Here is a 26,384-nt window from a genome sequence, read left to right on the forward strand (position 1 = left end):
CCCCCTTGTCCAACGTCCTTACTCATGAGTAGGATCGCGTGTCACAGGTACCACTATCCATGCGATAGAGTGGCCCAACCCACATGGGGGCGACGGTATCGGACAGTGGAGGTGATCGTGGGAGTCGAGGTTTCCGTCGAGGGACTGACCAAGTCCTTCGGCTCGCAACGTATCTGGCAGGACGTGACGTTGACGTTGCCGGCCGGTGAGGTGTCCGCGTTGCTCGGGCCGTCGGGTACCGGTAAGTCGGTGTTCCTCAAGTCGTTGATCGGTCTGCTGCGCCCGGAGGAGGGCTCGATCGTCATCGACGGCACCGACATCCTGCAGTGCTCCTCGAAGGAGCTCTACGAGATCCGCAAGTTGTTCGGGGTGCTGTTCCAGGACGGTGCGTTGTTCGGGTCGATGAACCTCTACGACAATGTCGCCTTCCCGTTGCGTGAGCACACCCGCAAGTCCGAGTCGGAGATCCGGCAGATCGTGATGAGCAAGCTCGAGCTCGTCGGTCTGCTCGGCGCCGAGGACAAGTTGCCCGGGGAGATCTCCGGGGGGATGCGGAAGCGCGCCGGTCTGGCGCGGGCGTTGGTGTTGGATCCGGAGATCATTCTGGTGGACGAGCCGGATTCGGGTCTCGATCCGGTGCGCACGACCTATATTTCGCAGACGTTGATCGATATCAATGCGGAGATCGATGCGACGATCCTGATCGTGTCGCACAACATCAATCTGGCGCGCACGGTGCCGGACAACATCGGGATGTTGTTCCGTCGGCAGTTGGTGATGTTCGGTCCGCGTGAGGTGTTGCTGACTTCGGATGAGCCGGTGGTCAAGCAGTTCCTCAACGGCACGATGATCGGTCCGATCGGGATGTCGGAGGAGAAGGACGAGGCGACGATGGCGCACGAGCAGGCGCTCGTCGAGGCGGGTCATCATGCCGGTGGTGTGGACGACGTCGAGGGGATCGTGCCGCAGATGCAGGCGACTCCGGGGATGCCGGAGCGGCAGGCGGTGGCGCGTCGGCAGGAGCGGGTGCGGTCGATCCTGCACAACCTGCCCCCGGCCGCCCAGAGCGCCATCCTCGAGTCGCTCGATCACAACGGCGCGCCCCACACAGCCCGGGGCTATGCCGACGACGACACCCAGATCATTCCCGCCTATGCCGGAGAGAGATACGAGCAGCAGGCCCAGCAGTAGCACCAGCCGCAGCAGTGGTACAGCGTCAGCAGTGGTACAGCCGCAGGTTGGAGAAGTAGGAGAGTAGATGGGGGCGGGCAGCTCGCTCGTGCGGCCGGTTCACGGCGCACTCACCCAGGCCGGCAACATCGTCGAACTGTTCGTCGACGTCGTGCGGAACACCTTCCGCCGACCGTTCCAGTTCCGGGAATTCATCGAACAGGCGTGGTTCATCGCCAGTGTCACGATTCTTCCGACGGCGCTCGTCGCGATCCCGTTCGGCGCCGTCGTGTCGCTGCAGACCGGCTCGCTGATCAAGCAGCTCGGCGCCGAATCGTTCACCGGTGCCGCGAGCGTCCTGGCGGTCATCCAGCAGGGCAGTCCGATCGTGACGGCTCTGCTGATCGCCGGTGCCGCCGGCTCCGCGGTCACCGCCGACCTCGGATCGCGGACGATCCGCGAGGAGATCGACGCGATGGAGGTGCTGGGCATCAATCCCATCCAGCGCCTCGTCGTCCCGCGAGTACTGGCGATGGTGCTCGTCGCGCTCCTGCTCAACGGTCTCGTCTCCGTGATCGGCATCGCCGGCGGCTACTTCTTCAACGTGGTGCTGCAGGGCGGTACCCCCGGCGCCTACCTCGCCTCCTTCTCCGCCCTGGCGCAGCTACCCGACCTCTACGTCGCCGAACTCAAGGCTGCGATCTTCGGGTTGATCGCCGGCGTCGTTGCGTCCTACAAGGGGCTGCACCCCGGTGCAGGCCCGAAGGGCGTGGGGGAGGCCGTGAACCAGACTGTCGTCATCACGTTCCTGCTGCTCTTCTTCGCGAACCTGATCCTGACGATGGTGTACCTGCAGATCGTTCCTGCGAAGGGATCCTGACCAGATGACAGTCTCCAGAGGCCGCGGAGATCTCGTTCTTCTCCGGGGTCGCCGAGCGGTGCGCGCACCGCTGAACGTGCTCGACCGCGCGGGGGACCAGATGTCCTTCTACGCGCGCGCCGTCGCGTGGACCCCGCGAACCCTCACCCACTACCGCAAGGAAGTCCTGCGGTTGCTCGCCGAGGTCACCTTCGGCAGCGGTGCACTCGCCGTGATCGGTGGCACCATCGGCGTCATCGCGATGATGTCCGGCTTCACCGGCGTCGTCGTGGGTCTGCAGGGTTACGCCGCGCTCGAGCAGCTCGGCTCGTCGGTGCTCACCGGCTTCCTCTCGGCCTACGTCAACACCCGTGAACTGGCCCCGATCGTCGCGGCGCTCGCGTTGTCGGCGACCGTGGGCTGCGGCTTCACGGCACAGCTCGGTGCCATGAGGATCAGCGAGGAGATCGACGCCCTCGAGGTGATGGCCGTGCCGTCGCTGCCGTTCCTGGTGACCTCCCGGATGATCGCCGGCTTCGTCGCCGTGATCCCGCTGTACATCATCGGTCTCCTCGCGGCCTATCTCGCGACCCGCACGATCAGCACGCTGTTCAACGGCCAGTCGAGCGGATCGTACGACCACTACTTCTATCTGTTCCTCCCACCGGAGGATGTGTTGTATTCGTTCGCGAAAGTGCTGGTCTTCGCGTTCGTGGTCATCCTCATCCACTGCTACTACGGTTTCCACGCCAGCGGCGGTCCCGCCGGCGTCGGGGTGGCCGTGGGCCGCGCGGTACGTACCGCGATCGTGACGATCGCGATCCTCGACTTCTTCCTCAGCCTCGCGATCTGGGGCACGACGACCACGGTGAGGGTGGCCGGATGAGCGACACGACCACTTCGCCCTTGCGTCGCCGCACCCTGGGATTGATCTTCTTCGTGGTGCTGGCGCTGTTCCTGTACGTCACGATCGCGATGTACAACAAGACGTTCACGAAGGTCGTGAAGGTCGACCTCCGCACCGACAGCATCGGCAACGCCCTGCCGCTCAACGCCGACGTCAAGGCACGCGGTGTGCTCGTCGGCGAGGTCCGCGGAACGAGCGCGGAAGGCGGCGACGTCACCGCGCATCTTGCGCTCGACCCCGACAAGGCCGAACTGATCCCGGTCAACGCCACCGCACAGCTGCTGCCGAAGACCCTCTTCGGTGAGCGCTACGTCTCGCTGATCATCCCCGACGATCCGGGGCGTCCCGTCACGAACGGCGATGTGCTGGTGCAGGACACGAGCGAGCGCACCGTCGAACTCGGCGACGTGCTCGACGGGCTGCTCCCGCTCCTCGAGGCCGTCCCGCCGCAGGACCTCGCCAACACGCTCGGCGCCCTGGCCCAGGGACTGAGCGGACGCGGCGAGAAGCTGGGACAGACGGTCGACGACCTCGAACAGATCTTCCGCGAGGTGAACGGCGAACTGCCCACACTGCAGGAGGATCTGCGCGGACTCGCCGATTTCTCGCAGACCTACTCCGAGGCCGCACCGGATCTCGTCGAGGCGCTGAACAACCTGCGCACGACGGGTGGCACGGTCGTCGAACAGCAGAACCAGATCCGCACGCTGCTTGCGAGCGCGACGGGAGCGTCGTCGCAGACGGCCGATTTCATCGAGCAGAACTCGAACTCGATCATCACGCTGTCCGCCGATTCGAAGGAGGCGCTGCAGCTGCTCGCCCGTTACTCGCCGTCCTTCCCGTGCACCTTCGAGGGATTCGCCGACGCGAAGCCGGCCGCCGTCGATCTGCTCGCGGCCGACGATCCGTTCCCGGGTGTGCGCGCGAACATCCAGTTCACGAACCCGAAGGGCCGCTACCTGCCGAACCAGGACGAACCGCGTCTGCTCGACGATCGCGGACCGGCCTGCTACGACGACGTGACCGCGCCCGGCCGCAACTTCCCGCAGTATCCGGGCGGTTCGATCAACGACGGTTCGTACCAGGTGCCGTCGCGTAATCCCGGCCCCGAGACCATCGATTTCTTCCCTGCCCCGGCAGGATCCGGCGTCCCCGACGACGTCGGTGAGATCATCGGCACCTCGGACGGCGGCGCGACTCCCGTCTCGTACGCCGGCTCGCGTCTGGAACAGGACACGCTCGACGTCATCTACGGACAGGCCACCGGTGTCGACCCCGAGGGGGTCCCGTCCTGGACCACCCGGCTCGGCGCTCCGGCGATCCGCGGTACGGAGGTGAGCTTCCAGTGAGAGGTCTCGCAGCACCCCTGATCAAACTCATCGTGTTCGCCGTGGTCACCGTCCTCGCGACCGGTGTCCTCGCCGCGACCATCGCCAATGTCGGCGGTGGGGGAGGAACGAAGTTCCACGCGATCTTTTCCGACGTCACCTCACTCAACAAGGGCGACGACATCCGCATCGCGGGTGTCCGCGTGGGGCAGGTCGAGGAGATCTCGGTCTTCGACGAACGGCAGGCGCGGGTCACCTTCTCGCTCGAGGAGCGCGACTGGCTCCCGGCCGGTGCCACCGCGACCATCCGGTTCCGCAATCTCGTCGGCCAGCGTTACATCGCGCTCGGTCAGGGTGAGGGCGCGCAGGGCGAGAAGATCACGGGCGGCGATACGATCCCGATCGAGCGTACGAAGCCGGCGGTGAACCTCACGACGCTCTTCGACGGCTTCCGGCCGTTGTTCCAGACGCTGAGCGCCGACGACGTCAACAAGCTCTCGTTCCAGATCATCCAGGTCTTCCAGGGTGAGGCCGGAACGATCGACGATCTGGTGCGCAGCACCGCGTCGCTGACCAACACCATCGCCGACAAGGACCGCGTGATCGGTGCGGTGATCGACAACCTCAACACCGTCCTGGCCACGATCGACCAGCGCGACGAGCAGCTCGATTCGCTGCTGGTCAACACGCAGGCACTCGTCAGCGGGTTGTCGGCCGACCGGGCGACCGTCGGTTCGGCCGTGGCGTCGATGGCGGGGCTGACCGACGCGGTCTCCGACGTCCTCGAGCCCACCCGCCCGTCGATCGCACAGTCGATCACGGCGCTCGAACAGGTCACTTCGAATCTCAACGCGAACCGCGACGAGGTCGACCGCGTCCTCGAGACGTTGCCGGTCAAGCTCGACAAGCTCGGGCGCGTGGCCAGCTCCGGTTCGTGGTTCCAGTACTACCTGTGCGGTATCGACATCATCGCAGGTCCCGGTTCGGTCCCGTATCTGAATCTGCCGACGGGGCTGCCCACCGTGAACCAACCCATCTACACGAATGCGGCGAAGCGTTGCTCGCAAGAGGGGATGCAGGAGTTGCAGGGACGATGAGCAAACGTCGCAGTCCGGCCGCCGCCGGTGCCCTGGGCATCGTCGTGGTGCTGCTGGGGACACTGTCCGCCTTTTTCCTCGACGAACTGCCCATTATCGGGGCGGGCGCGACCTACGAGGCCGAATTCAGCGAGGCCGCGGGTCTCAAACCCACCAACGAGGTGCGTATCGCCGGCGTGAAGGTCGGCAAGGTCACCGGAGTCGACCTCGAGGGCGACCGCGTGATCGTCTCGTTCAAGGTCCAGGACGCATGGGTCGGGAACGACACGGCGGCCTCCATCCAGATCAAGACGATCCTCGGACAGAAGTATCTGGCACTCGAGCCGCGGGGTACGGAGGTGCTCGACCCGGACGACCGGATCCCGCTCGACCGGACGGTCGCGCCGTACGACGTGATCGAAGCGTTCTCGTCGGCGGCCACGACCCTCGGCGAGATCGATTCCGAGCAGCTCGCGACCGGCTTCCAGACCCTGTCGGAGGCGTTCTCGGAGACACCCGACGACATCCGGGCCTCGCTCGACGGCATCAGCCGCCTGTCCGAGACCGTCGCGAGTCGTGACCAGGAGCTGAAGAAGCTCCTCGACGCGACCGGCAATGTCTCGAAGGTGCTCGCCGACCGCAACGCCGAGTTCAACCGGTTGCTCTCCGACGGTGCGCTGCTCGTCGCGGAACTGAACAATCGGCAGGAGGCGATCTCCCAGTTGCTCGATGGCACCAAGCGGTTGTCGGCCGAGCTCTCCGGGCTCGTCGAGGAGAACCGCGAGACCATCGGTCCCGCCCTGCAACAGTTGCGCGGCGTCGTCGACGTCCTCCAGGAAAACAACGACAACCTCGATCGGGCCATGGAGCTGTACGAGCCGTTCGTGCGTGTCTACACCAACGTCGTCGGCAACGGCCGGTGGTTCGACCAGGTCGTCGTGAACCTGACCCCGCCGGGCCTACCGGAGATCCCCGGTTACCGCGAGCCCGGTCGCCGCCTGGAAGGGGGCAACTGATGGCACACGCCGAGAACGGCGAGTCCCGCAGCAATCGCGGGCGCATCGCGCTGCTCGCAGCCGTCGTCGCGGGCGTGGTGGCCCTGGCCGGAGCGGGGTGGTGGATGTTCACCCGGCTGGGCACCACCGAGATCACTGCCTATTTCGACAAGGCCGTGGGCATCTACGAGGGCTCCGACGTCCGGGTGCTGGGCGTCGAGGTGGGGAAGGTGACGTCCGTCGAACCGCAGGGCGACCTCGTGAAGGTCGGGCTGCGGGTGAACCGCGGCGTCGACATCCCGGCCGACGCCCGCGCCGTGCAGATCACCCCGTCGGTCGTCGCCGACCGTTACGTGCAGCTCACCCCTGCCTACACCGGTGGCGACACGATGAGCAGCGGTGCGGTGATCGACCGCGAGCGCACCGCCACCCCTGTGGAGGTCGACGAGCTCTACGCGAGCATCGACGAGCTCTCCCGCGCGCTCGGTCCCGACGGCGCGAACCGCGAGGGCGCGCTGACCGACTTCGTCGAAGTCGGTGCGGAGAACCTCGCCGGCAACGGTGAGGCCCTCGGGCAGAGCATCGAGAACCTGTCGGCCGCCGCGCGCACGCTCGACCAGTCGCGCGACGACCTCTACGGCACGATCGAGAACCTGCAGGTGTTCGTCAGTGCTCTCGCGGCCAACGACGAGCAGGTGCGCCAGTTCAATGCGCAGCTCTCGGACCTGTCGGGATTCCTGGCGGGGGAGCGGCAGAACCTCGGTGAGGCGCTGAACACGCTGTCGGTCACGCTCGGCGACGTCGCGACGTTCGTGCGCGACAACCAGGCAGCCGTGAAGGACAACGTCGACGCACTCGTGCCGATCACGGAGACCCTGGCTAACCGCCGGCAGGAACTCGTGAATTCGCTGACGCTGCTCCCGCTCGCGGTGAGCAACCTCGTCAACTCGTACGACGCCGAAGCAGGTGTGCTCGCATCGCGGCTCGTGCTGCCCGACCTGCAGGACCCTGCGGGAGCGGTGTGCAAGCTCATCGATCTCGGCAATCTCGTGCCCGGCGACGAGCGTTTCGAGCAGCTCGGCCGGCAGATGCAGCCGCTGATCGACCGGTGCCGCGACGTCGCCACGCAGATCACCGAGGACCAGCGGTCCCCGGATCTGATCCTGCCGTTCGGTGTCCTGAGCGGTGAGAACATCCAGCGGCAGGTCACCCCGGGCACGGTGCCCGGCGTGGTCTCGCCTCGGCTCGACCTCCGGGGAGGAGATCGGTGAGCGGCGCGAAGAGGATGGGCCGCACAGGTGTCTTCGGAGCGGCCGCGTGCGTGGTCGCGGTGACGGTCGCGGGGTGCGGAGGTCTGTCCGACGTCCCGTTGCCCGGCGGCGCCGACGTGGGTAGCGATCCGATCCGTCTGTCCATCCAGTTCGACGACGTGCTCGACCTGGTTCCGCAGTCGAGCGTGAAGGTCGACGGTGTGCCGGTCGGGCGCGTCGAATCGATCTCGGTCGCATCCGATTTCGGATGGACCGCCGACGTCGGCATCGTGCTCGACTCGAGCGTCGACCTGCCGGCGAACGCGCTCGCGAGCGTCGAACAGTCGAGTCTGCTCGGTGAGAAGTTCGTGCAGCTCACGCCTCCGGAGGACGAGCCCCCGACGGGCCGGCTCGCCGACGGCGACGTGATCCCGCTCGACCGCACCCGGCACGCCACCGAACTCGAACCGGTGCTCGGCGCGCTGTCGCTGCTGCTCAACGGCGGCGGTGTCGGCCAGCTCGCGCCGATCGTCAACGAATTGTCGACGGCCTTCGACGGCCGCGAGGGAACCACGCGCAGCCTCATCGAGCAGGCCGAGACCCTGATCACCGGTCTCGAACAGCAACGCGACGACATCACCCGGGCGCTCGACGGACTCGACGAGCTCACGGTGCGGGTCGCGGAGCAGAACGACAAGATCGCCGCCGTGCTCGACGAACTGCCGGTCGCGACCGAGGTGCTCGAGCAACAGCGGCCGCAGCTGACCCAGCTGCTCGGCCAGCTCGACCGGCTCGGCACCGCAGGTGTCGACGTCCTCGATCAGTCCAAGGAGGATCTGATCGCCGATCTCCTGGCGCTGCGCCCGACCCTCCAGGCACTCGCGGCGTCGGGCGACGATCTCGTCGAGGCGCTCTCCTTCGTGCCCACGGTGCCGTTCCCGGACGGTGTCGAGAAGGTCGCGCTGGGCAACTCGGTGAACCTCTTCCTCCTCGTCGACCTGCAGATCGGCGATGCGCTGGCCGCGCTCGGTGTGGGCCAGGGCGACCCGGTCTACCGCCAGCCGAAGTTCGGCAATCCGAAGCCGCTCGTCGACCCGTCCAACCCGTACTACGACGGGAACGGACCTGCCCCGGGCTGGCCCACCGTGTCGTTGCTGCCGGTGCTTCCTACTCCGCGTCTGCCCGGTGTGACCCTGCCCGAAGGGGTGTCGCTGCCCGACGGCATCGAGATCCCGGGGGTCACCGAGGCCGGTACGGACACCGATACCGGCACCGGCACCGGCACCGACGGTGACGAGGCCCCGCCGCCGGGGCCGCTGGAAGGTTTGCTGAATCAGCTCGGACTCGGGGGTGGGCAGTGAGATCGCGCCTGGTGAAAGTGCAGCTCGCGCTGTTCGTGGTCATCGCCCTGCTCGGCATCGTGTTCGTCGGTGCCCGGTACGTGCGGCTCGACAACCTCATGGGCTTCGGCCAGTACACCGTCGACGCGCGGTTCCCCACCGGCGGTGGCATCTTCCCGAACGCCGAGGTCACCTACCGTGGGGTGCCCGTCGGTCGAGTCGGGGCGCTCAGCCTCACGGACGACGGAATCAACGTCGAACTGCGCCTCGACAACGGCGGACCGCAGATCCCGGCGTCGGCGCGTCCCGTCGTGGCGAACCGGTCGGCGATCGGTGAGCAGTACGTCGATCTGCAGCCGCCGAACGACGAGGGCCCCTATCTCGAACAGGGCTCCGTCATCGAGGGCACCGAGGACGATCTGCCCACGCCGGTCGAAGACCTGCTGTTGAGCACGAACGACCTCGTGTACTCGGTTCCGCTCGAGCCGCTGCGCACCGTCGTCACCGAGCTCGGCGCGGCCTTCGACGGCCGCGGCGACGACCTGCAGGTGCTCGTCGACGCGCTCGCCGGTCTCAGCGAGAAGGGCACCGAATACCTGCCGCAGACCGTTACGCTCATCCGCGACAGCCTCACGGTGCTCGACACGCAGTCCGCCCAGTCGTCGGCGATCCAGCAGTTCAGCTCGGATCTGGATCTGGTGACCGCGCAGCTCCGCGACAGCGACCCCGACCTGCGGCGCCTGATCGACACCGGCACCGACGCGAGCGACCAGCTCTCCCAGCTGATCGAGGGCTCCGGCCCGGGCCTGACCACCGACCTCGCCAACCTCGCGGCGGTGGCGGAAGCGGCAGCCCCGCAGTCGATCGCTCTGCAGCCGCTCCTGGCCTTCCTTCCCGCCGTCGCGGGCAGTGCGAGTACGGTCGCTCCGGGCGACGGCGCGGTGCGTCAGGGCATCGTGCTCGAGACCAACAATCCGCCTTCGTGCACCATCGGGTACGAGGGGACGCAGGAGATCCTCGCGCAGATGCGCGCGCAGGATCCGAACTTCGACGAGACCCAGCAGGACTTCCCGTTCAACACGAACGCCTCGTGCGAGGTGCCGCAGGGCAGTGTCACCGGCGTGCGCAGCGCGAACCGCATCGTCTTCGCCGATCCGAACACGATCCAGCCCTGGGATTTCAAGCCGAAGAAGGACCCCGACAAGCTCAACCTGAATCCGATCGCGACGCAGCTCGCGCCGTTGCTCGGAGTCACCCCGAAGTGAGCAGTTAGTAGGTTTGTGGAGTGAGTGCACCAATTTCCTCCGACGCTCCGCCCACCCCGCCCCCCTCCGCCGACGGCAACTCGTCCGCGGACGGGCGGGGGCCGGGCGGGGCACGCAGGGCGGCCCTCGCCGTCGTCTCGGTGCTCGCCGTCGTCGCCCTCGCGGCGGCGGTGTGGTTCGGCTACGGCTGGGGGCGCGCGCTCCTGGTGGACCGTTCGGCTGCCGAGGCGCGGGACGCCGCGCTCTCGGGAGCCATGCAGGCGGCCGTCAACCTGAACAGCGTCGACGCGAACGACGTCGACCTGTCGATCGAGAACATGCGGTCGTCGATCACCGGCGACGCCCTGCGCAACGATCTCGCGGCGACCGAAGAGGACATCCGGGCCCGGGTCGCGGAGACCGGCACCAGCATGTCGGCCGAGGTGCTGTTCGGAACGCTCACCGAACTCAACACCGACGACGACCTGGGCAAGGCGCTCGTCGTCCTGGCCGTGCGCACCCAGACTCCCGAGTACTTCGTGACCAACAAGGTCCCGGTGCTCGTGTCGCTGCGCAAGGACGGTGACGTGTGGAAGGCCGAGACCATCGAACCGCTCGCCTCCGTCGAGATGGAGTCGGGACCGGTCCCCGGTGCTCCGGCTCCCGATCCCGGCGCGCAGCCCGCACCGGACGGGGCGCCCGCGCCCGAGGGTTCCGGGGCGCCCGCGCCCGAGGGTTCCGGGGCGCCCGCGCCCGAGGGCGAGGCGGGCCCGTGATGTTCGGCAAGTCGACGAAGGAGAACGTGTAGTGCCCCCGCAGCGACGGAAGACCGGCCCCAGTGGGCCCCCGCGCCGTCGGCCGAAGGTCGCCGGCACGTCCCGACCGCCTCGAGCGACCCCTGCAGAGGACGAACGCCCGACCCGGGCAGAGCAAAACTCTGCCGAGGAAACTTCTGCCGAGCAGTCACGACCCTCCGAGGTGACGCTCGACAAGCAGGACGAGGAGCAGGAGAAGCCGGCCCCGGCGGCCGGCGACGGAACTCCCGCAGAGCACCCGACGGAGTCTCCGGCCGAGCCGGTTGATCCGCCCGGGCCTCCCGCCGGTGACGCCGGCAGGTCGCGTGCCTCCGGTGGGTGGCGTCCGGTGATCGTCGTCGGTGCGGTGGCGGTGGTGCTCGCGGTGATCGCCGCGGTCGCAGCCTTCCGCCCCGGCGCCGAGATCTCGAACGTCGCGTGGGTCGACACCGCGGAGACACGCGAGGTCACCGAGGCCGCGAAGGTCGCGATCGAGACCATGCACGGCTACGACTACCGCACCATCGACGAGGACTTCGGCCGGATCCGGGAGTTGCTGACCCCGGAGCGGCTCGAGGAGTTCGACTCGACCGCGGACGTCACCAAGAAGGCCGCGATCGACACCCGCACGGTCACCGAGGTGATGGTCGAGCACATCGGCGTGACGATGCTCGACGACACCCGCGCCGAGGTCGCCGCCTACATCAACGTCAGCGCCACCGGCGACGGGATCGCCCAGGGAAGTGCGGCCGCACCGCTGCTGGTGAGGATGGAGAAGTCGGACGGACGATGGCTGGTCTCGGAGATCCGCGACCGGTGACGACGGCTGCGGATCGCCCCCTCACCGGGGGCGTCCGCGGCCGCGACGCGCGGATCGTTCCGGACGCGCAGTCTTGACGCAGGCGACGCGAGCGGTCACTCTATCGGTACGCCTGTTCGACTGAAGGCTTCCTCGTGAGCCGCTCGAGGTCGTTTGCCAGGTTTCTTTGAGGCACCCCTGTGGACATTTCGCCTACTCAGGTGTAGGTTAGTTCTTTGCGCTGGCTGCCTCCTGTTCACCTTCTGATCGTCGAGTCGGAATTCGCTCTTTCGAGCGAGACCGTTTCGGTGCGTCGGTGGGGTTCTCGTTCGGGTTGCGACCAGCGAAAACGCCCCACATGAAGAAGCAGGTACAGCGGCGGTCGCACCGGTTGGAGCGGCCCGCGTGAGGTGCTGGAAGGACGCATCTTGGCAGTCTCTAGCCAGACCAAGGCAGTAGCCGGAATCCCCGGAGCCCCGACGAGGGTGTCGTTCGCGAAGATTCGCGAACCCCTCGAAGTTCCCGGGCTCCTCGATCTACAGACCGATTCGTTCGAATGGTTGATCGGCTCGGAGCGCTGGCGCGCGAAGGCTGCCGAGCGCGGCGACGGTCACGTCGTCGGTGGCCTGGAAGAAATCCTCGACGAGCTCTCGCCCATCGAGGACTTCTCGGGTTCGATGTCCCTGTCCTTCTCCGATCCGCGCTTCGACGAGGTCAAGGCCTCCGTCGAGGAGTGCAAGGACAAGGACATGACGTACGCGGCTCCGCTGTTCGTCACCGCCGAGTTCATCAACAACAACACCGGTGAGATCAAGAGCCAGACGGTCTTCATGGGTGATTTCCCGATGATGACCGACAAGGGCACCTTCATCATCAACGGCACCGAGCGTGTCGTGGTGTCGCAGCTCGTGCGTTCGCCCGGTGTGTACTTCGACAAGAACGTCGACAAGAGCACCGAGAAGGACCTGCACAGCGTCAAGGTCATCCCGGGCCGCGGTGCCTGGCTCGAGTTCGACGTCGACAAGCGCGACACCGTCGGCGTGCGTATCGACCGCAAGCGTCGTCAGCCGGTCACCGTGCTGCTCAAGGCGCTGGGCTGGTCCACCGAGCAGATCGTCGAGCGTTTCGGGTTCTCCGAGATCATGATGTCGACGCTCGAGAAGGACAACACGGCGGGCACCGACGAGGCGCTCCTCGACATCTACCGCAAGCTCCGTCCGGGCGAGCCGCCGACCAAGGAGAGCGCGCAGACCCTGCTGGAGAACCTCTTCTTCAAGGACAAGCGCTACGACCTGGCGCGCGTGGGCCGTTACAAGATCAACAAGAAGCTCGGCCTGAACACGGGCCAGCCGATCGAGGCGTCCACCCTCACCGAGGAAGACATCGTCGCCACGATCGAGTACCTCGTGCGCCTGCACGCGGGCGAGAACAAGATGACCGTCCCCGGCGGCGTCGAGGTTCCCGTCGAGGTCGACGACATCGACCACTTCGGCAACCGTCGTCTGCGCACGGTCGGCGAGCTCATCCAGAACCAGATCCGCGTGGGCCTGTCCCGCATGGAGCGCGTGGTCCGTGAGCGCATGACCACCCAGGACGTCGAGGCGATCACGCCGCAGACCCTGATCAATATCCGTCCGGTCGTGGCCGCGATCAAGGAGTTCTTCGGAACCTCCCAGCTGTCGCAGTTCATGGACCAGAACAACCCGCTCTCGGGCCTGACCCACAAGCGTCGCCTGTCGGCGCTGGGCCCCGGCGGTCTGTCGCGTGAGCGCGCCGGCCTCGAGGTCCGCGACGTCCACCCGTCCCACTACGGCCGCATGTGCCCGATCGAGACCCCGGAAGGTCCGAACATCGGCCTGATCGGCTCGCTGTCGGTGTACGCGCGGGTCAACCCGTTCGGCTTCATCGAGACGCCCTACCGCAAGGTCGTCGACGGTGTCGTCACCGATGAGGTCGAGTACCTCACCGCCGACGAGGAGGACCGCTACCTCATCGCGCAGGCCAACTCGCCGATCGGTTCCGACAACCGCTTCTCGGACGAGCGTGTGCTCGTCCGTAAGAAGGGCGCGGAGATCGAGTACGTCTCCGCCGACCAGGTCGAGTACATGGACGTCTCGCCGCGCCAGATGGTGTCGGTCGCGACCGCCATGATCCCGTTCCTCGAGCACGACGACGCCAACCGTGCCCTCATGGGCGCGAACATGCAGCGTCAGGCCGTGCCGCTGGTTCGCAGCGAGTCGCCGATCGTCGGTACCGGCATGGAGCTGCGTGCCGCCGTCGACGCCGGCGACGTCATCGTCACCGAGAAGAGCGGCGTGATCGAAGAGGTCTCCGCCGACTTCATCACCGTCATGGCCGACGATGGAACCCGCAAGACCTACCGTCTGCGCAAGTTCGACCGTTCGAACCAGGGCACCTGCTCGAACCAGCGTCCGATCGTGGACGAAGGACAGCGCGTCGAGTCCGGCCAGGTCCTCGCCGACGGCCCCTGCACCGAGAACGGTGAGATGGCGCTCGGCAAGAACCTGCTCGTGGCGATCATGCCGTGGGAAGGCCACAACTACGAGGACGCGATCATCCTGTCGCAGCGCCTCGTGGAGGAGGACGTGCTCACCTCGATCCACATCGAGGAGCACGAGATCGACGCTCGCGACACCAAGCTCGGTGCCGAGGAGATCACCCGCGACATCCCGAACGTCTCCGACGAGGTCCTCGCCGACCTCGACGAGCGTGGCATCGTCCGCATCGGCGCCGAGGTCCGCGACGGCGACATCCTCGTCGGCAAGGTCACGCCGAAGGGCGAGACCGAGCTGACCCCCGAGGAGCGCCTGCTCCGCGCGATCTTCGGTGAGAAGGCGCGCGAGGTCCGCGACACCTCGCTGAAGGTGCCCCACGGCGAGAACGGCAAGGTCATCGGTGTTCGCGTGTTCTCGCGCGAGGACGACGACGATCTGCCTCCGGGTGTCAACGAGCTCGTCCGCGTGTATGTGGCGCAGAAGCGCAAGATCCAGGACGGCGACAAGCTCGCCGGCCGCCACGGCAACAAGGGCGTCATCGGCAAGATCCTCCCGCAGGAGGACATGCCGTTCCTGCCCGACGGCACCCCGGTCGACATCATCTTGAACACCCACGGTGTTCCGCGTCGTATGAACATCGGCCAGGTCCTCGAGACGCACCTGGGCTGGATCGGCAAGGCCGGCTGGCAGATCCAGGTGGCCGACGACGGCAGCCGTCCCGAGTGGGCGCAGAACCTCTCCGATGAGATGCTCGCCGCCGAGCCCGACACCAACATCGCCACGCCGGTGTTCGACGGTGCCCGCGAGGAGGAGCTGACGGGTCTGCTGTCCTCGACGCTGCCGAACCGCGACGGCGAGGTCATGGTCGGCCCCGACGGCAAGGCGACGCTGTTCGACGGTCGCTCCGGCGAGCCGTTCCCGTACCCGGTGTCGGTCGGCTACATGTACATCATCAAGCTGCACCACCTGGTCGACGACAAGATTCACGCGCGTTCGACCGGTCCGTACTCGATGATCACGCAGCAGCCGCTCGGTGGTAAGGCACAGTTCGGTGGTCAGCGCTTCGGTGAGATGGAGTGCTGGGCCATGCAGGCCTACGGCGCCGCCTACACCCTCCAGGAGCTGCTCACGATCAAGTCCGACGACGTGGTCGGTCGCGTCAAGGTCTACGAGGCGATCGTCAAGGGCGAGAACATCCCCGAGCCGGGTATCCCCGAGTCGTTCAAGGTGCTCCTCAAGGAACTCCAGTCGCTGTGCCTGAACGTGGAGGTCCTCTCCAGCGACGGCGCGGCCATCGCGATGGCCGACGGCGACGACGAGGACCTCGAGCGGGCGGCCGCCAACCTGGGCATCAACCTTTCCCGCAACGAGTCGGCCACGGTCGACGACCTCGCGAACTAGGAGCCGAGCCGACGCGGTACGCACCCCGACACCACTGGGCGCGTACCGCGTCGGGCCCCGGCAGCGATAGCGACAACTAGCAGCAATACAACCCGCACAGGGGAAAGGAAGTTACGTGCTCGACGTCAACTTCTTCGATGAACTCCGGATCGGCCTGGCCACCGCCGAGGACATCCGTAACTGGTCGTACGGCGAGGTCAAGAAGCCCGAGACCATCAACTACCGCACGCTCAAGCCCGAGAAGGACGGCTTGTTCTGCGAGAAGATCTTCGGTCCCACCCGGGACTGGGAGTGCTACTGCGGCAAGTACAAGCGTGTCCGCTTCAAGGGCATCATCTGCGAGCGCTGCGGCGTCGAGGTGACCCGCGCCAAGGTCCGCCGTGAGCGTATGGGCCACATCGAGCTCGCCGCTCCGGTGACGCACATCTGGTACTTCAAGGGTGTGCCGAGCCGCCTCGGCTACCTGCTCGACCTCGCGCCGAAGGATCTCGAGAAGATCATCTACTTCGCCGCGTACGTCATCACGTCGGTCGACGACGAGCTGCGCCACAACGAGCTCTCCACTCTCGAAGCCGAGATGGAGGTCGAGAAGAAGTCGGTCGCCGACCAGCGCGACGCCGACCTCGAGGCCCGTGCACAGAAGCTCGAAGCCGACCTCGCCGAACTCGAGGCCGAGGGCGCCAAGTCCGACGTCCGCCGCAAGGTCAAGGACGGCGGCGAGCGCGAGATGCGTCAGCTCCGCGACCGTGCGCAGCGCGAGCTCGACCGCCTCGACGAGATCTGGACGACCTTCACGAAGCTGAAGCCGAAGGACCTGATCGTCGACGAGATGATCTACCGCGAGCTCCAGGACCGCTACGGCGAGTACTTCACCGGTGCCATGGGTGCCGAGGCGATCCAGAAGCTCATCGAGAACTTCGACATCGATGCCGAGGCCGAGTCGCTGCGCGAGACCATCCGCAGCGGCAAGGGCCAGAAGAAGCTCCGTGCTCTCAAGCGCCTGAAGGTCGTGGCGGCGTTCCAGCAGTCCGGCAACTCGCCCATGGGCATGGTGCTCGACGCCGTGCCGGTGATCCCGCCGGAACTGCGTCCGATGGTGCAGCTCGACGGTGGCCGCTTCGCGACCTCCGACCTCAACGACCTGTACCGCCGCGTCATCAACCGCAACAACCGCCTCAAGCGACTGATCGACCTCGGTGCCCCCGAGATCATCGTCAACAACGAGAAGCGGATGCTGCAGGAGTCGGTCGACGCCCTGTTCGACAACGGCCGTCGTGGCCGGCCGGTCACCGGTCCCGGTAACCGGCCGCTCAAGTCGCTGTCCGATCTGCTCAAGGGCAAGCAGGGCCGCTTCCGTCAGAACCTGCTCGGTAAGCGCGTCGACTACTCGGGCCGTTCGGTCATCGTCGTCGGTCCGCAGCTCAAGCTGCACCAGTGCGGTCTGCCGAAGCTGATGGCGCTCGAGCTGTTCAAGCCGTTCGTGATGAAGCGTCTCGTCGACCTCAACCACGCGCAGAACATCAAGTCCGCCAAGCGCATGGTCGAGCGTCAGCGCCCGCAGGTGTGGGACGTCCTCGAAGAGGTCATCAACGAGCACCCGGTTCTGCTGAACCGTGCTCCCACGCTGCACCGCCTCGGTATCCAGGCGTTCGAGCCGCAGCTCGTCGAGGGCAAGGCCATTCAGCTGCACCCCCTCGTGTGTGAGGCCTTCAACGCCGACTTCGACGGCGACCAGATGGCCGTGCACCTCCCGCTGTCCGCGGAGGCGCAGGCCGAGGCCCGCATCCTGATGCTGTCGTCGAACAACATCCTGTCGCCGGCATCGGGCCGCCCGCTCGCCATGCCGCGTCTGGACATGGTGACGGGTCTGTTCCACCTGACCCGTCTGGTCGAGGACGCCCCCGGCGCCTACACGGCCGCGACCGCCGACGAGCCCGAGCAGGGCGTCTACTCGTCGCCGGCCGAGGCCCAGATGGCCGTCGACCGTGGCGTGCTGTCGGTCCAGGCTCCGATCAAGGTGCGCCTGACCCAGCTGCGTCCGCCGCGCGACGTCGAGAACGAGCTGTTCCCGGAGGGTTGGAAGTTCGGTGAGCCGTGGACCACGCAGACCACCCTCGGTCGCGTGCTGTTCAACGAGCTGCTGCCGACGAACTACGCGTTCGTCAACGACATCATGCCGAAGAAGCGCCAGGCCGCGATCATCAACGACCTGGCCGAGCGGTACCCGATGATCGTTGTCGCGCAGACCGTCGACAAGCTCAAGGACGCCGGCTTCTACTGGGCCACGCGTTCGGGTGTCACCATCTCGATGGCGGACGTGCTCGTTCCGCCGGAGAAGAAGGACATCCTCGAGCGGTACGAGACCCAGGCCGACGCCATCCAGCGGCAGTACGACCGAGGCAAGCTCTCGGAGGACGAGCGTCGCGACTCGCTCGTCAAGCTGTGGCAGGAAGCGACCGAAGAGGTCGGTCAGGTCATGGAGGCGCACTACCCGGACGACAACCCGATCCCCACGATCGTCAAGTCCGGTGCTGCGGGCAACATGACCCAGATCCGTTCGCTGGCGGGCATGAAGGGTCTGGTGACGAACCCGAAGGGCGAGTTCATCCCGCGCCCGATCAAGTCCTCCTTCCGTGAGGGCCTGACCGTCGCCGAGTACTTCATCAACACGCACGGCGCGCGTAAGGGTCTGGCCGACACCGCTCTCCGTACCGCCGACTCGGGCTACCTGACCCGTCGTCTGGTCGACGTCTCGCAGGACGTCATCGTCCGCGAGGTCGACTGCGGCACGCCGCGCGGCATCGAGATGACCATCGCCGAGCTCGCACGCGACGCGACCGGTCAGCCGACCGGTGAGCTCGTGCGCGACGCTCACATCGAGACCAGCACCTACGCTCGCACGCTGGCGACGGACGCGGTCGACGCGAACGGCAACGTCGTCGTCGAGCGTGGTTCCGACCTCGGCGACCCGGCGATCGAGGCGCTGCTCGAGGCCGGTATCCAGAAGGTCAAGGTCCGCTCGGTCCTGACCTGCGACACCGGCACCGGCGTGTGCGCGACCTGCTACGGCCGTTCGATGGCGACGGGCAAGCTCGTCGACATCGGCGAGGCCGTCGGTATCGTCGCCGCCCAGTCGATCGGTGAGCCCGGTACGCAGCTGACGATGCGTACCTTCCACCAGGGTGGCGTCGGTGAGGACATCACCGGTGGTCTGCCCCGCGTCCAGGAGCTGTTCGAGGCTCGCGTCCCCAAGGGCAAGGCCCCGATCGCCGACGTCTCCGGTCGCATCCGTCTCGAGGACGACGATCGTTTCTACAAGATCACGATCATCCCCGACGACGGTGGCGAGGAGGTCGTGTACGACAAGCTGTCCAAGCGTCAGCGTCTGCACGTCATCCGCAAGGCCGACGGCACCGAGGGCGTGCTCGCGGACGGCGATCACGTGGAGGTCGGTCAGCAGCTCCTCGAGGGCTCTGCCGATCCGCACGAGGTGCTGCGCGTGATGGGCCCGCGTCAGGTTCAGGTCCACCTGGTCCACGAGGTCCAGGAGGTCTACCGGAGCCAGGGCGTGTCGATCCACGACAAGCACATCGAGGTCATCGTGCGTCAGATGCTGCGTCGCGTGACGATCATCGACTCGGGCTCGACGGAGTTCCTGCCCGGTTCGCTCGTCGAGCGCAGCGAGTTCGAGGCTGCGAACCGTCGTGTGGTTCAGGAGGGTGGCGAGCCGGCTGCCGGCCGTCCGGTCCTCATGGGTATCACGAAGGCGTCGCTGGCCACCGACTCGTGGCTGTCGGCGGCGTCCTTCCAGGAGACCACTCGCGTGCTCACCGACGCGGCGATCAACTGCCGCTCGGACAAGCTGATCGGTCTCAAGGAGAACGTGATCATCGGTAAGCTGATCCCCGCCGGTACCGGTATCAACAAGTACCGGAACATCGAGGTCCAGCCGACCGAGGAGGCCCGTGCGGCCGCGTACGCCATCCCGGCGTACGACGACCAGTACTACTCGCCGGACGGCTTCGGCCAGAACACCGGCGCTGCAGTGCCGCTGGATGACTACGGTTACTCCAACGACTACCGGTAGTTCGCTGCCGTAGTAGACGACGAAGGTCCCGCCCTCTTCTCTTCGGGGGCGGGACCTTCGTCATTTGTTCTCGACGGTGATGCCGTCACGGCGTGCGTGCGAGCGTCCCGTGGCAGTTCCGCTCGGGGTGGGTCGCTCGGGACGCGGGTCAGCGCGGGATGTGGAAGTCCACGAGTTCGGCGGTGCCTCGCGACAGTTCGGACCAGGATCCGCTCACCGTGAGGACCGCGATCGCGGAGGTGGGGAACTTCTCGGCCACCTGATGGGCAGCGTCGGTGCTGTGATCCGTGATGAGCCCGAGGACGGTCGCGGAGAGGGTCGGCTCGTGCCCGATGACGAGCAGGGTGTGCACGTCGTCGGCCGTTCCCCGGATCTCGGCGACCAGGGATTCCGGATCGGCGTGGTACAGGCTGTCGCGGTACTCGACGGGAGCCTCCACGGCTGCTTCGGCGAGTGTCTTGCGCGTCCGGGTCGCGGTGGAGCACAGAACGGCGTCCACTTCGGGCAGGTTCGCCCGGATCCAGCGACCGGCGAGTCCGGCCTCGCGGCGTCCGCGGGGGGAGAGGGGACGCTCGTGATCGTCCACGTCGTCCGGGTACGCGGACTTGCCGTGGCGCAGCAAGATCAGGGTACGGGTCATGGGGTCCACCGTAGAGCGTCCGGTTTCCGGCCGATCCACGCGACCGCGCGAGTGTGATCCTCGACCGTGAACCAGACCGTCAGTCCGTCCTCTCGCAGGGTCGTCCGCAGTGTGAGGGTCTCGCCGGCGGCGACGGGGCGCAGGTGTTCGATCACCGCCCGGTACGGCGCGTCCGGGATGTCCGGCCGGAGGGGCAGGAGCTCCTCGAGGCCGTGCCAGTAGACGGCGTTGTTGACGTGCCCGAACGGGTCGAGGTCGGTGGCGCGTAGGGGGAAGACGCGTTCGTCGTCGAGCTCGTCGGGTGCGCGAGCGGGCAGCCACGCCGTCCACTTCAGGCGTGTGTCGTGCGCGTAGCGGGCCATGTGCTCGAACAGGCCGTCGCTGATCCGGGTGGGGGCGCCGGTGGTGGGACCGATGTCGATCCAGAACGCCGCGGTCTCGATCAGCGGGCCGTCCGGGGCGTCGCCGGGGTCGTCGAAGCGGACCCGCACGTTCGCCCACCGCGTCGACAGGGCGTCGCACCAACGTCGCAGCCGGAGCGTGCGGCCGTACTCGGCGGGGCGGTGCACGTCGACGATCGTGCGCCGGACGATCCAGAGCGGGTCGGTCTCGGACGCGCCGACGGCGGCGAGGTTGTCGGTGCCGATGTCCTGGAGATAGCGGGCGATGCCGTCGAGCCGCAGTCGCTTACCGGTGTCGACGTCGCCGGTGCGGACGGTGCGCTCGGTGGAGAAGGGGTTCGCCTGCTCGGGCAGTTCCGTGAGCGGTCGCGTCCGAGGCAGATCGGTGCTCGGCGTCGACGTGGCCATGTGTCCCCCCCGGGTCGGATATCCGATCGTGCGATTCTCGCAGTTTCGGTGGGCGGTCGCAGGTTCTCTTGCGAACCCACGGCGACAGCCGCTACAGTCGAATTAACTGTTACGGATCGTTACATGAAATTCGCGGACGCTCCGCCCGGCTGCCGAGGACCCTTCCCATGGCCTATGTGATCACCCAGACCTGCTGCAACGACGCGAGCTGCGTCGCAGTCTGCCCCGTGAACTGCATCCACCCCTCGCCGGACGAGCCCGAGTTCGCCACCGCCGAGATGCTGCACATCGATCCGAAGACCTGCATCGACTGCGGCGCCTGCGCCGACGCGTGCCCGGTCGAGGCGATCCTGCCCGACGACAAGCTCGATCCCTCCCAGATGCGGTTCGCCGAGATCAACGCGGCCTGGTACGAGGACCACCCGGCGCCGGAGGGGTGGAAGCCCCTCGTGCCCACCCCGGCGCCTCCGCGCGATCGTGGAACGCTGCGGGTCGCGATCGTCGGCGCCGGCCCCGCGGCCTGCTACGCCGCCCAGGAACTGCTCGAACGTTCCGAAGTCGAGGTCGAGATGTTCGACCGGCTCCCGACTCCCTTCGGCCTCGTGCGCGCCGGTGTCGCCCCCGATCATCCGGGGACCAAGGCGGTCACGGAATCGTTCGAATGGTCGTTCCGGCGCGAGGAGTTCGCCCTGCACCTTGCCACCGAGGTCGGTCGCGACATCACCCACGCCGAACTGCTCGAGCACCACCACGCCGTGATCTACGCGACCGGTGCGTCGTCCGACCGCCGCCTCGGGGTCGCCGGTGAGGACCTGCCCGGCAGCCACGCCGCCACCGAGTTCGTCGCCTGGTACAACGGCCACCCCGACTACGCCGACCGCACTTTCGATCTGTCCGGGGAACGCGCCGTCATCGTCGGCAACGGCAACGTCGCCCTCGACGTCGCGCGGATACTCACCATGGACGTCGACGAACTCGCGCGCACCGACATCGCCGACCACGCCCTGACGGCGTTGCGGAAGAGCAACATCCGCGAGGTCGTCCTGCTCGGCCGGCGCGGCCCGGCCCAGGCCGCGTACAGCAATCCGGAGTTCCTCGCCCTCGGCGACCTCACCGGAGTCGACGTCGTCGTCGACGACGCCGACCTCGAACTCGATCCGGTGAGCGCCCGGGCCGTGGAGGAGGACGCGGCGACCGCGCTGCGCGTCCGTCTCGCCCGCGAGTACGCCGGCCGGCCCGTCCGTCCCGGGCACCGCCGCATCGTCTTCCGGTACCTCGCCGCGCCGAGCGAACTGCTCGGCGACGACCACGTGACCGGCGTGCGGATCGAACGCACCGAACTCGTCGACGACAGTGGTCGTCTCTCCGCCCGACCCACCGGCCGTTTCGAGGACCTGCCCGCCACGCTCGTACTCCGGTCGATCGGCTATCGCGGCGTTCCCCTGCCGGGTGTGCCCTTCGACGACGTCCGCGGGGTCGTTCCCAACACCGGCGGTCGTGTGGACGCCGGCGTCTACGTCACCGGGTGGGCCAAGCGCGGCCCGAGCGGCGTCATCGGCACCAACAAGGGATGCGCGAAGGAGACCGTCGCCGCGCTGCTGGCCGACTTCGACTCCGGTGCACTCGCCGCTCCCCGCGGCGACCGTCGTGCGCTGAACCGGTTGCTCGCACAGCGCAGGCCCGATCGGGTGGACCTGGACGGCTGGAAGACCATCGACGCCGCCGAGCGGCAGGCCGGACGAGCCCAGGGTCGGCCGCGCGTCAAGATCACCGACCGCGAGAGCCTCGTCGAACTCGGTCGTCGCCGACGCCGTCTTCCGCTGCTCGCCTCGCTGCGTCGTTGACACAGCCGCGGGTGACGCAGGTCGCGGCCCGCCCGGACGTTCGTCGATAGGCTCGGGAGAACCGAATCCCGACCCGAACGGACATGTGCATGAGCAGCGACAACCTCGACCGCACGGCGCTCACGCGCCGCACCCTCATCGGCGGCGCCGGTGTGGTGGCGGCCGGCGCGGCCCTTACAGCCTGCGGATCGTCCGGCGACACCGGCGAGGCGCGATCGGCGGTGCCCGCACCGACCACGACGGCGCCTCCCGGACCCGATGCGGAGGTCGTCGCCGCCGTCGCGGACGTGCCGGTCGGCGGGGGCGTCATGCTCGAATCGAAGAGGCTCGTCGTCACCCAGCCCGCAGAGGGCGACTTCCGCGCGTTCATCGCGATCTGCACCCATCAGGGCTGCAATCTCAGCGGTGTCGAGGACGATCGCATCATCTGCCCGTGCCACGGCAGCCGGTACGACCTCGACGGCGCGCCGGTCGAAGGACCGGCGAAGCGGCCGCTGAAGACCCGTCCCGTGGCGGCCCGCGGGTCCGATCTCGTCGTGGGCTGATCGGTCCGGGGATAGAGTCCGCTCCGTGGAGACCAGCGGAGGCCGGCGCCCGAAGGCGCTGCACGGTTGGCGCCCGAAGGCGCTGCGTGACGGTACGGACCCGGACCCTCGTTTCACGCTGGCCAACGAGCGCACCTTCCTCGCGTGGGTGCGGACCGCGCTCGGCGTCATCGCCGCGGCGGTCGCGCTGGAGACCTTCGCGGGCGGCATCGTGTCGGAGGGGCTCCGCACGGTGCTGGCGTGCGCGTTGCTCGGATTCGCCGCTGTGCTCACGGTGTTCGCGCTGATCCGCTGGCACCGCGTCGAGCACGCGATGCGCACCGGACGGGCACTCCCGGTGCCGTGGGTGGCCTATCTGCTCGCCGTGGCCCTCGGGGTCTCGGGGGTCGTGCTCGCCGTCGCGATCGCCCGGTGAGACGAGCCGCACCGTGAGCCGGGACGATCTGCGGCACGGCGACGTCGGTCTGCAGCCCGAACGGACGAGTCTGGCGTGGCTGCGCACCGCCTCGGTGCTCGGTGCGGTGGTGCTCGGATTCATGCGGTTCGTGCCGGGCCCGGGTGCCGTGGTCGCGTCGATCGGCCTGATCTGCCTCGTGCCCGTGCTGGCGGTGCTGCTCGCCTCCCGGATCGGTCACCGCGCGCGAGTGCGCGGTCTGGTCGCGGGTCGCGCGCCCTATTTCTGGTGGCGCAACGTCGCGGTCTCCGCCACGGTCGTGGTGCTCGCGATCTCGTCGGCCGTCCTGATCGTCACCGCCCGCTGAGTGACAACACGCCGATCAGGGCTATCGCCGCGACCCAGACGGTCGCCGCTGCCGCGAGCGCGATCGGACGCCATCCGACGCCGCGGAGCACTTCCCGGCGCACCCCCGCGCCCAGGGCGAACATCGCGACGGTCAGCAGCGTGCGCTGCACCGTCCCCGCAGCCTCCACCACGATCGGATCGAGCAGTCCGGTCGAGCGCAGTGCGACGCACGCGAGGAAACCCAGCAGGAAGACCGGCACGATCGGGGGAGTGCGCTCGTCGCGGCGGTCCTCACCGCGCCGCCGAGCGACGACCCCGACGACCGCCACGACCGGGGCCAGCAGTGCCACCCGTGCGAGCTTGACCGTCACCGCCGCGGCGAGCACCCCACCGGCGGTGGCCTCGAGGGCGGTGCCGGTCGCGACCACCTGGGCGACCTCGTGGATCGCCGCACCCGCCCACAGACCGGCGGTCCCGGGAGTCAGCCCGAGCATCCCGGCGGCGAGCGGAACGAGCGGGATCATCGCGGTGCCGAAGACGACCACCAATGCGACGGTGGTGACGAGTTCGCGTTTGCGCGAATCGATCACACCGTCGACCGCCGCCGCGGCCGCGGCTCCGCAGATCGAGAAACCGCACGCGATGAGCAGGCGCTGGGTCCAGCCCACCCCGAGCCACCGGCCGAAGGCGAGCGACCCGCCGATACCCGCGACGACGACGGTCGCCGCGACGACCGCTGTGCCCCACCCGAGGTCGACGAGATCGGAGACCGCGAGCTGCACGCCGAGAAGAGCGACGCCCACTCGGAGGAGACGCTTCGACGCCGTACCCAGGCCCGGCTCCAGAAGGCCGACCACCGGTGCGGGCAGCCCGATATTCGCCACGACCACACCCAGGACGATCGCGACGAGCAACGGGCTCGTCCCGGGGATCAGGTGCGCCGCTCCCAGTGCGACGACCGCGCCCGCCGCGGCCACGAGGAGACCCGGGACGACGGTGGGCCGGGACACGGGCGCGTGGACGGTGAGCATGCCTCGACTCTTCCGCCGCAGCGGTGTCCGCACCAGCCGTCGATCGGACATGAGCTCATATCGAATGGATATGAGTGGCGAGTGCGGCATATCGTTCGTGCATGACCAGCTGGCCGGATCTCGTCGCTCTGGAACTGCTCGTCGGGGTCGACGACCGGGGCGGGCTCGGCGCCGCGGCCCGCGCGGCCGGTCTCGCCCAACCCAACGCGACCCGCATGCTGCGCCGACTCGAACGGCAACTCGGCGCGGTCCTCGTGCGGCGGGGCCGCACGGGTTCGGTGCTCACCCCGGAGGGCACGGTGGTCGCGCACTGGGCGCGGGAGGTCCTGGCCGACGCGGAACGCCTCCTCGACGCCGCTGCAGCACTGCGCGTCGAACAGCAACCCGAACTGGTGGTCGCGGCGTCGATGACGGTCGCCGAACACCTCATCCCGCGGTGGCTCGGCGCCTTCCGCACGCTCCGCGACGACGTCCAGATCCAGTTGCAGGTCCACAACTCGATGCGGGTGTGTGACGTCGTCGCCGAGGGCGGATGCGACGTCGGGTTCGTCGAGGGGCCGACGGTTCCGGAGGGACTGCACAGTGTCGCGGTGGCACGCGACCGCCTGGTCGTGGTCGTCCCGCCGCAGCATCCGTGGGCACGGCGGCGGCGCCCGCTCACCGTGGCCGAATTCGCGGCGACACCACTGGTCGTCCGCGAGGAGGGGTCCGGTACCCGCCGCACCCTCGACCTCGCGTTGCAGGAGTACGACCGGGCCGCACCGCTGCTCGAACTCGGGAGCGGAGCCGCGGTCCGCACGAGTGTGCTCGGGGGCACGGGCCCGGCGGTGCTGAGCACCCTGGCGGTGGAGGAGTATCTGGACTCCGGCCGGCTCGTCGCGGTCGCGGTGGACGGACTCGACCTGCAGCGTGTGCTCCGCGCGGTCTGGAGGCCGCCGCGGGTGTTGTCCGGTCCGGCGGGGGAGTTGGTCCGACTGATCACCCGTACCCGCTGACCTGGCTTACAT

General features: G+C 67.9%; 21 protein-coding genes. 18 read left to right on the top strand and 3 right to left on the bottom strand.

Translation table 11 applies throughout. From position 1 onward, the window contains the following. The first annotated feature begins 114 nt into the window (after positions 1–114). From M3330_RS17670 to M3330_RS17730, 13 genes are all read left to right on the top strand, one after another. Positions 115–1,191: an ABC transporter ATP-binding protein gene (locus tag M3330_RS17670; protein ID WP_303627232.1), complete on the top strand. Its 1,077-nt coding sequence runs from the start codon at positions 115–117 to the stop codon at positions 1,189–1,191. A 67-nt stretch (positions 1,192–1,258) separates the two neighbouring features. Further along, entirely contained in the window at positions 1,259–2,050 is a 792-nt protein-coding gene (locus tag M3330_RS17675; protein WP_006552286.1) for an ABC transporter permease, read from the top strand. Between the two features lie 4 nt (positions 2,051–2,054). Next, positions 2,055–2,915, top strand: a complete 861-nt coding sequence (locus tag M3330_RS17680; RefSeq protein WP_024101684.1) for an ABC transporter permease — start codon at positions 2,055–2,057, stop codon at positions 2,913–2,915. Next, entirely contained in the window at positions 2,912–4,285 is a 1,374-nt protein-coding gene (locus tag M3330_RS17685; protein WP_255025741.1) for an MCE family protein, read from the top strand. The genes M3330_RS17680 and M3330_RS17685 overlap by 4 nt, the downstream gene beginning before the upstream one ends. Beyond that, positions 4,282–5,361, top strand: coding sequence for an MCE family protein (locus tag M3330_RS17690; RefSeq protein WP_033096104.1), 1,080 nt, complete (start codon positions 4,282–4,284; stop codon positions 5,359–5,361). The genes M3330_RS17685 and M3330_RS17690 overlap by 4 nt, the downstream gene beginning before the upstream one ends. Continuing rightward, positions 5,358–6,356, top strand: a complete 999-nt coding sequence (locus M3330_RS17695) for an MCE family protein (RefSeq protein WP_006552282.1) — start codon at positions 5,358–5,360, stop codon at positions 6,354–6,356. The genes M3330_RS17690 and M3330_RS17695 overlap by 4 nt, the downstream gene beginning before the upstream one ends. Then, positions 6,356–7,606: an MCE family protein gene (locus M3330_RS17700; protein ID WP_019291234.1), complete on the top strand. Its 1,251-nt coding sequence runs from the start codon at positions 6,356–6,358 to the stop codon at positions 7,604–7,606. The genes M3330_RS17695 and M3330_RS17700 overlap by 1 nt, the downstream gene beginning before the upstream one ends. 14 nt (positions 7,607–7,620) lie before the next feature. Beyond that, positions 7,621–8,946 carry an MCE family protein gene (locus M3330_RS17705; RefSeq protein ID WP_247849608.1) on the top strand — a complete coding sequence of 442 codons (1,326 nt, stop codon included), beginning with the start codon at positions 7,621–7,623 and terminating at the stop codon, positions 8,944–8,946. Continuing rightward, positions 8,943–10,190 (top strand): MCE family protein, encoded by a 1,248-nt coding sequence (locus tag M3330_RS17710; protein WP_039958116.1) that lies wholly within the window; start codon positions 8,943–8,945, stop codon positions 10,188–10,190. The genes M3330_RS17705 and M3330_RS17710 overlap by 4 nt, the downstream gene beginning before the upstream one ends. A gap of 20 nt (positions 10,191–10,210) precedes the next feature. Next, complete coding sequence (locus tag M3330_RS17715; protein ID WP_228044616.1) at positions 10,211–10,945, top strand: hypothetical protein; 735 nt, start codon at positions 10,211–10,213, stop codon at positions 10,943–10,945. Between the two features lie 202 nt (positions 10,946–11,147). Further along, positions 11,148–11,783 (top strand): hypothetical protein, encoded by a 636-nt coding sequence (locus M3330_RS17720; RefSeq protein ID WP_200358451.1) that lies wholly within the window; start codon positions 11,148–11,150, stop codon positions 11,781–11,783. Between the two features lie 389 nt (positions 11,784–12,172). Beyond that, a complete protein-coding gene (locus tag M3330_RS17725; protein WP_006552276.1) occupies positions 12,173–15,679 on the top strand; it encodes a DNA-directed RNA polymerase subunit beta in 3,507 nt (1,168 codons plus the stop codon). Between the two features lie 115 nt (positions 15,680–15,794). After that, entirely contained in the window at positions 15,795–19,766 is a 3,972-nt protein-coding gene (locus M3330_RS17730; RefSeq protein WP_006552275.1) for a DNA-directed RNA polymerase subunit beta', read from the top strand. Positions 19,767–19,914: 148 nt separating this feature from the next. Here the strand turns inward: M3330_RS17730 and M3330_RS17735 are convergent, their stop codons facing one another. Together M3330_RS17735 and M3330_RS17740 are read right to left on the bottom strand one after the other, a co-directional pair. Then, positions 19,915–20,406 (bottom strand): histidine phosphatase family protein, encoded by a 492-nt coding sequence (locus M3330_RS17735; protein WP_059383303.1) that lies wholly within the window; start codon positions 20,404–20,406, stop codon positions 19,915–19,917. Continuing rightward, positions 20,403–21,215: an acyl-[acyl-carrier-protein] thioesterase gene (locus tag M3330_RS17740; protein ID WP_006552273.1), complete on the bottom strand. Its 813-nt coding sequence runs from the start codon at positions 21,213–21,215 to the stop codon at positions 20,403–20,405. The genes M3330_RS17735 and M3330_RS17740 overlap by 4 nt, the downstream gene beginning before the upstream one ends. A 167-nt stretch (positions 21,216–21,382) precedes the next feature. Between M3330_RS17740 and M3330_RS17745 the strand changes: the two genes are divergently transcribed. The 4 genes from M3330_RS17745 to M3330_RS17760 all read left to right on the top strand — a co-directional run bounded on the left by M3330_RS17745 (position 21,383) and on the right by M3330_RS17760 (position 24,365). After that, positions 21,383–23,059, top strand: coding sequence for an FAD-dependent oxidoreductase (locus tag M3330_RS17745; RefSeq protein ID WP_255025756.1), 1,677 nt, complete (start codon positions 21,383–21,385; stop codon positions 23,057–23,059). Positions 23,060–23,148: 89 nt separating this feature from the next. Then, the gene (locus M3330_RS17750) at positions 23,149–23,604 is read left to right on the top strand and encodes a Rieske (2Fe-2S) protein (RefSeq protein WP_006552271.1); all 456 of its coding nucleotides are present in this window, start codon (positions 23,149–23,151) and stop codon (positions 23,602–23,604) included. 25 nt (positions 23,605–23,629) lie between these two features. Beyond that, the gene (locus M3330_RS17755) at positions 23,630–24,019 is read left to right on the top strand and encodes a YidH family protein (RefSeq protein ID WP_006552270.1); all 390 of its coding nucleotides are present in this window, start codon (positions 23,630–23,632) and stop codon (positions 24,017–24,019) included. A 13-nt stretch (positions 24,020–24,032) separates the two neighbouring features. After that, positions 24,033–24,365: a DUF202 domain-containing protein gene (locus tag M3330_RS17760; RefSeq protein WP_006552269.1), complete on the top strand. Its 333-nt coding sequence runs from the start codon at positions 24,033–24,035 to the stop codon at positions 24,363–24,365. On the opposite strand, the gene M3330_RS17765 is transcribed toward M3330_RS17760, so the two are convergent. Continuing rightward, entirely contained in the window at positions 24,352–25,377 is a 1,026-nt protein-coding gene (locus M3330_RS17765; protein ID WP_006552268.1) for a YeiH family protein, read from the bottom strand. The genes M3330_RS17760 and M3330_RS17765 overlap by 14 nt on opposite strands. 101 nt (positions 25,378–25,478) lie before the next feature. Between M3330_RS17765 and M3330_RS17770 the strand changes: the two genes are divergently transcribed. Then, positions 25,479–26,372, top strand: coding sequence for a LysR family transcriptional regulator (locus M3330_RS17770; protein ID WP_019291245.1), 894 nt, complete (start codon positions 25,479–25,481; stop codon positions 26,370–26,372). The last annotated feature ends 12 nt before the right edge of the window (positions 26,373–26,384 follow it).

It is taken from the genome of Rhodococcus sp. GA1 (assembly GCF_024321955.1).
Taxonomy (GTDB): domain Bacteria; phylum Actinomycetota; class Actinomycetes; order Mycobacteriales; family Mycobacteriaceae; genus Rhodococcus; species Rhodococcus pyridinivorans.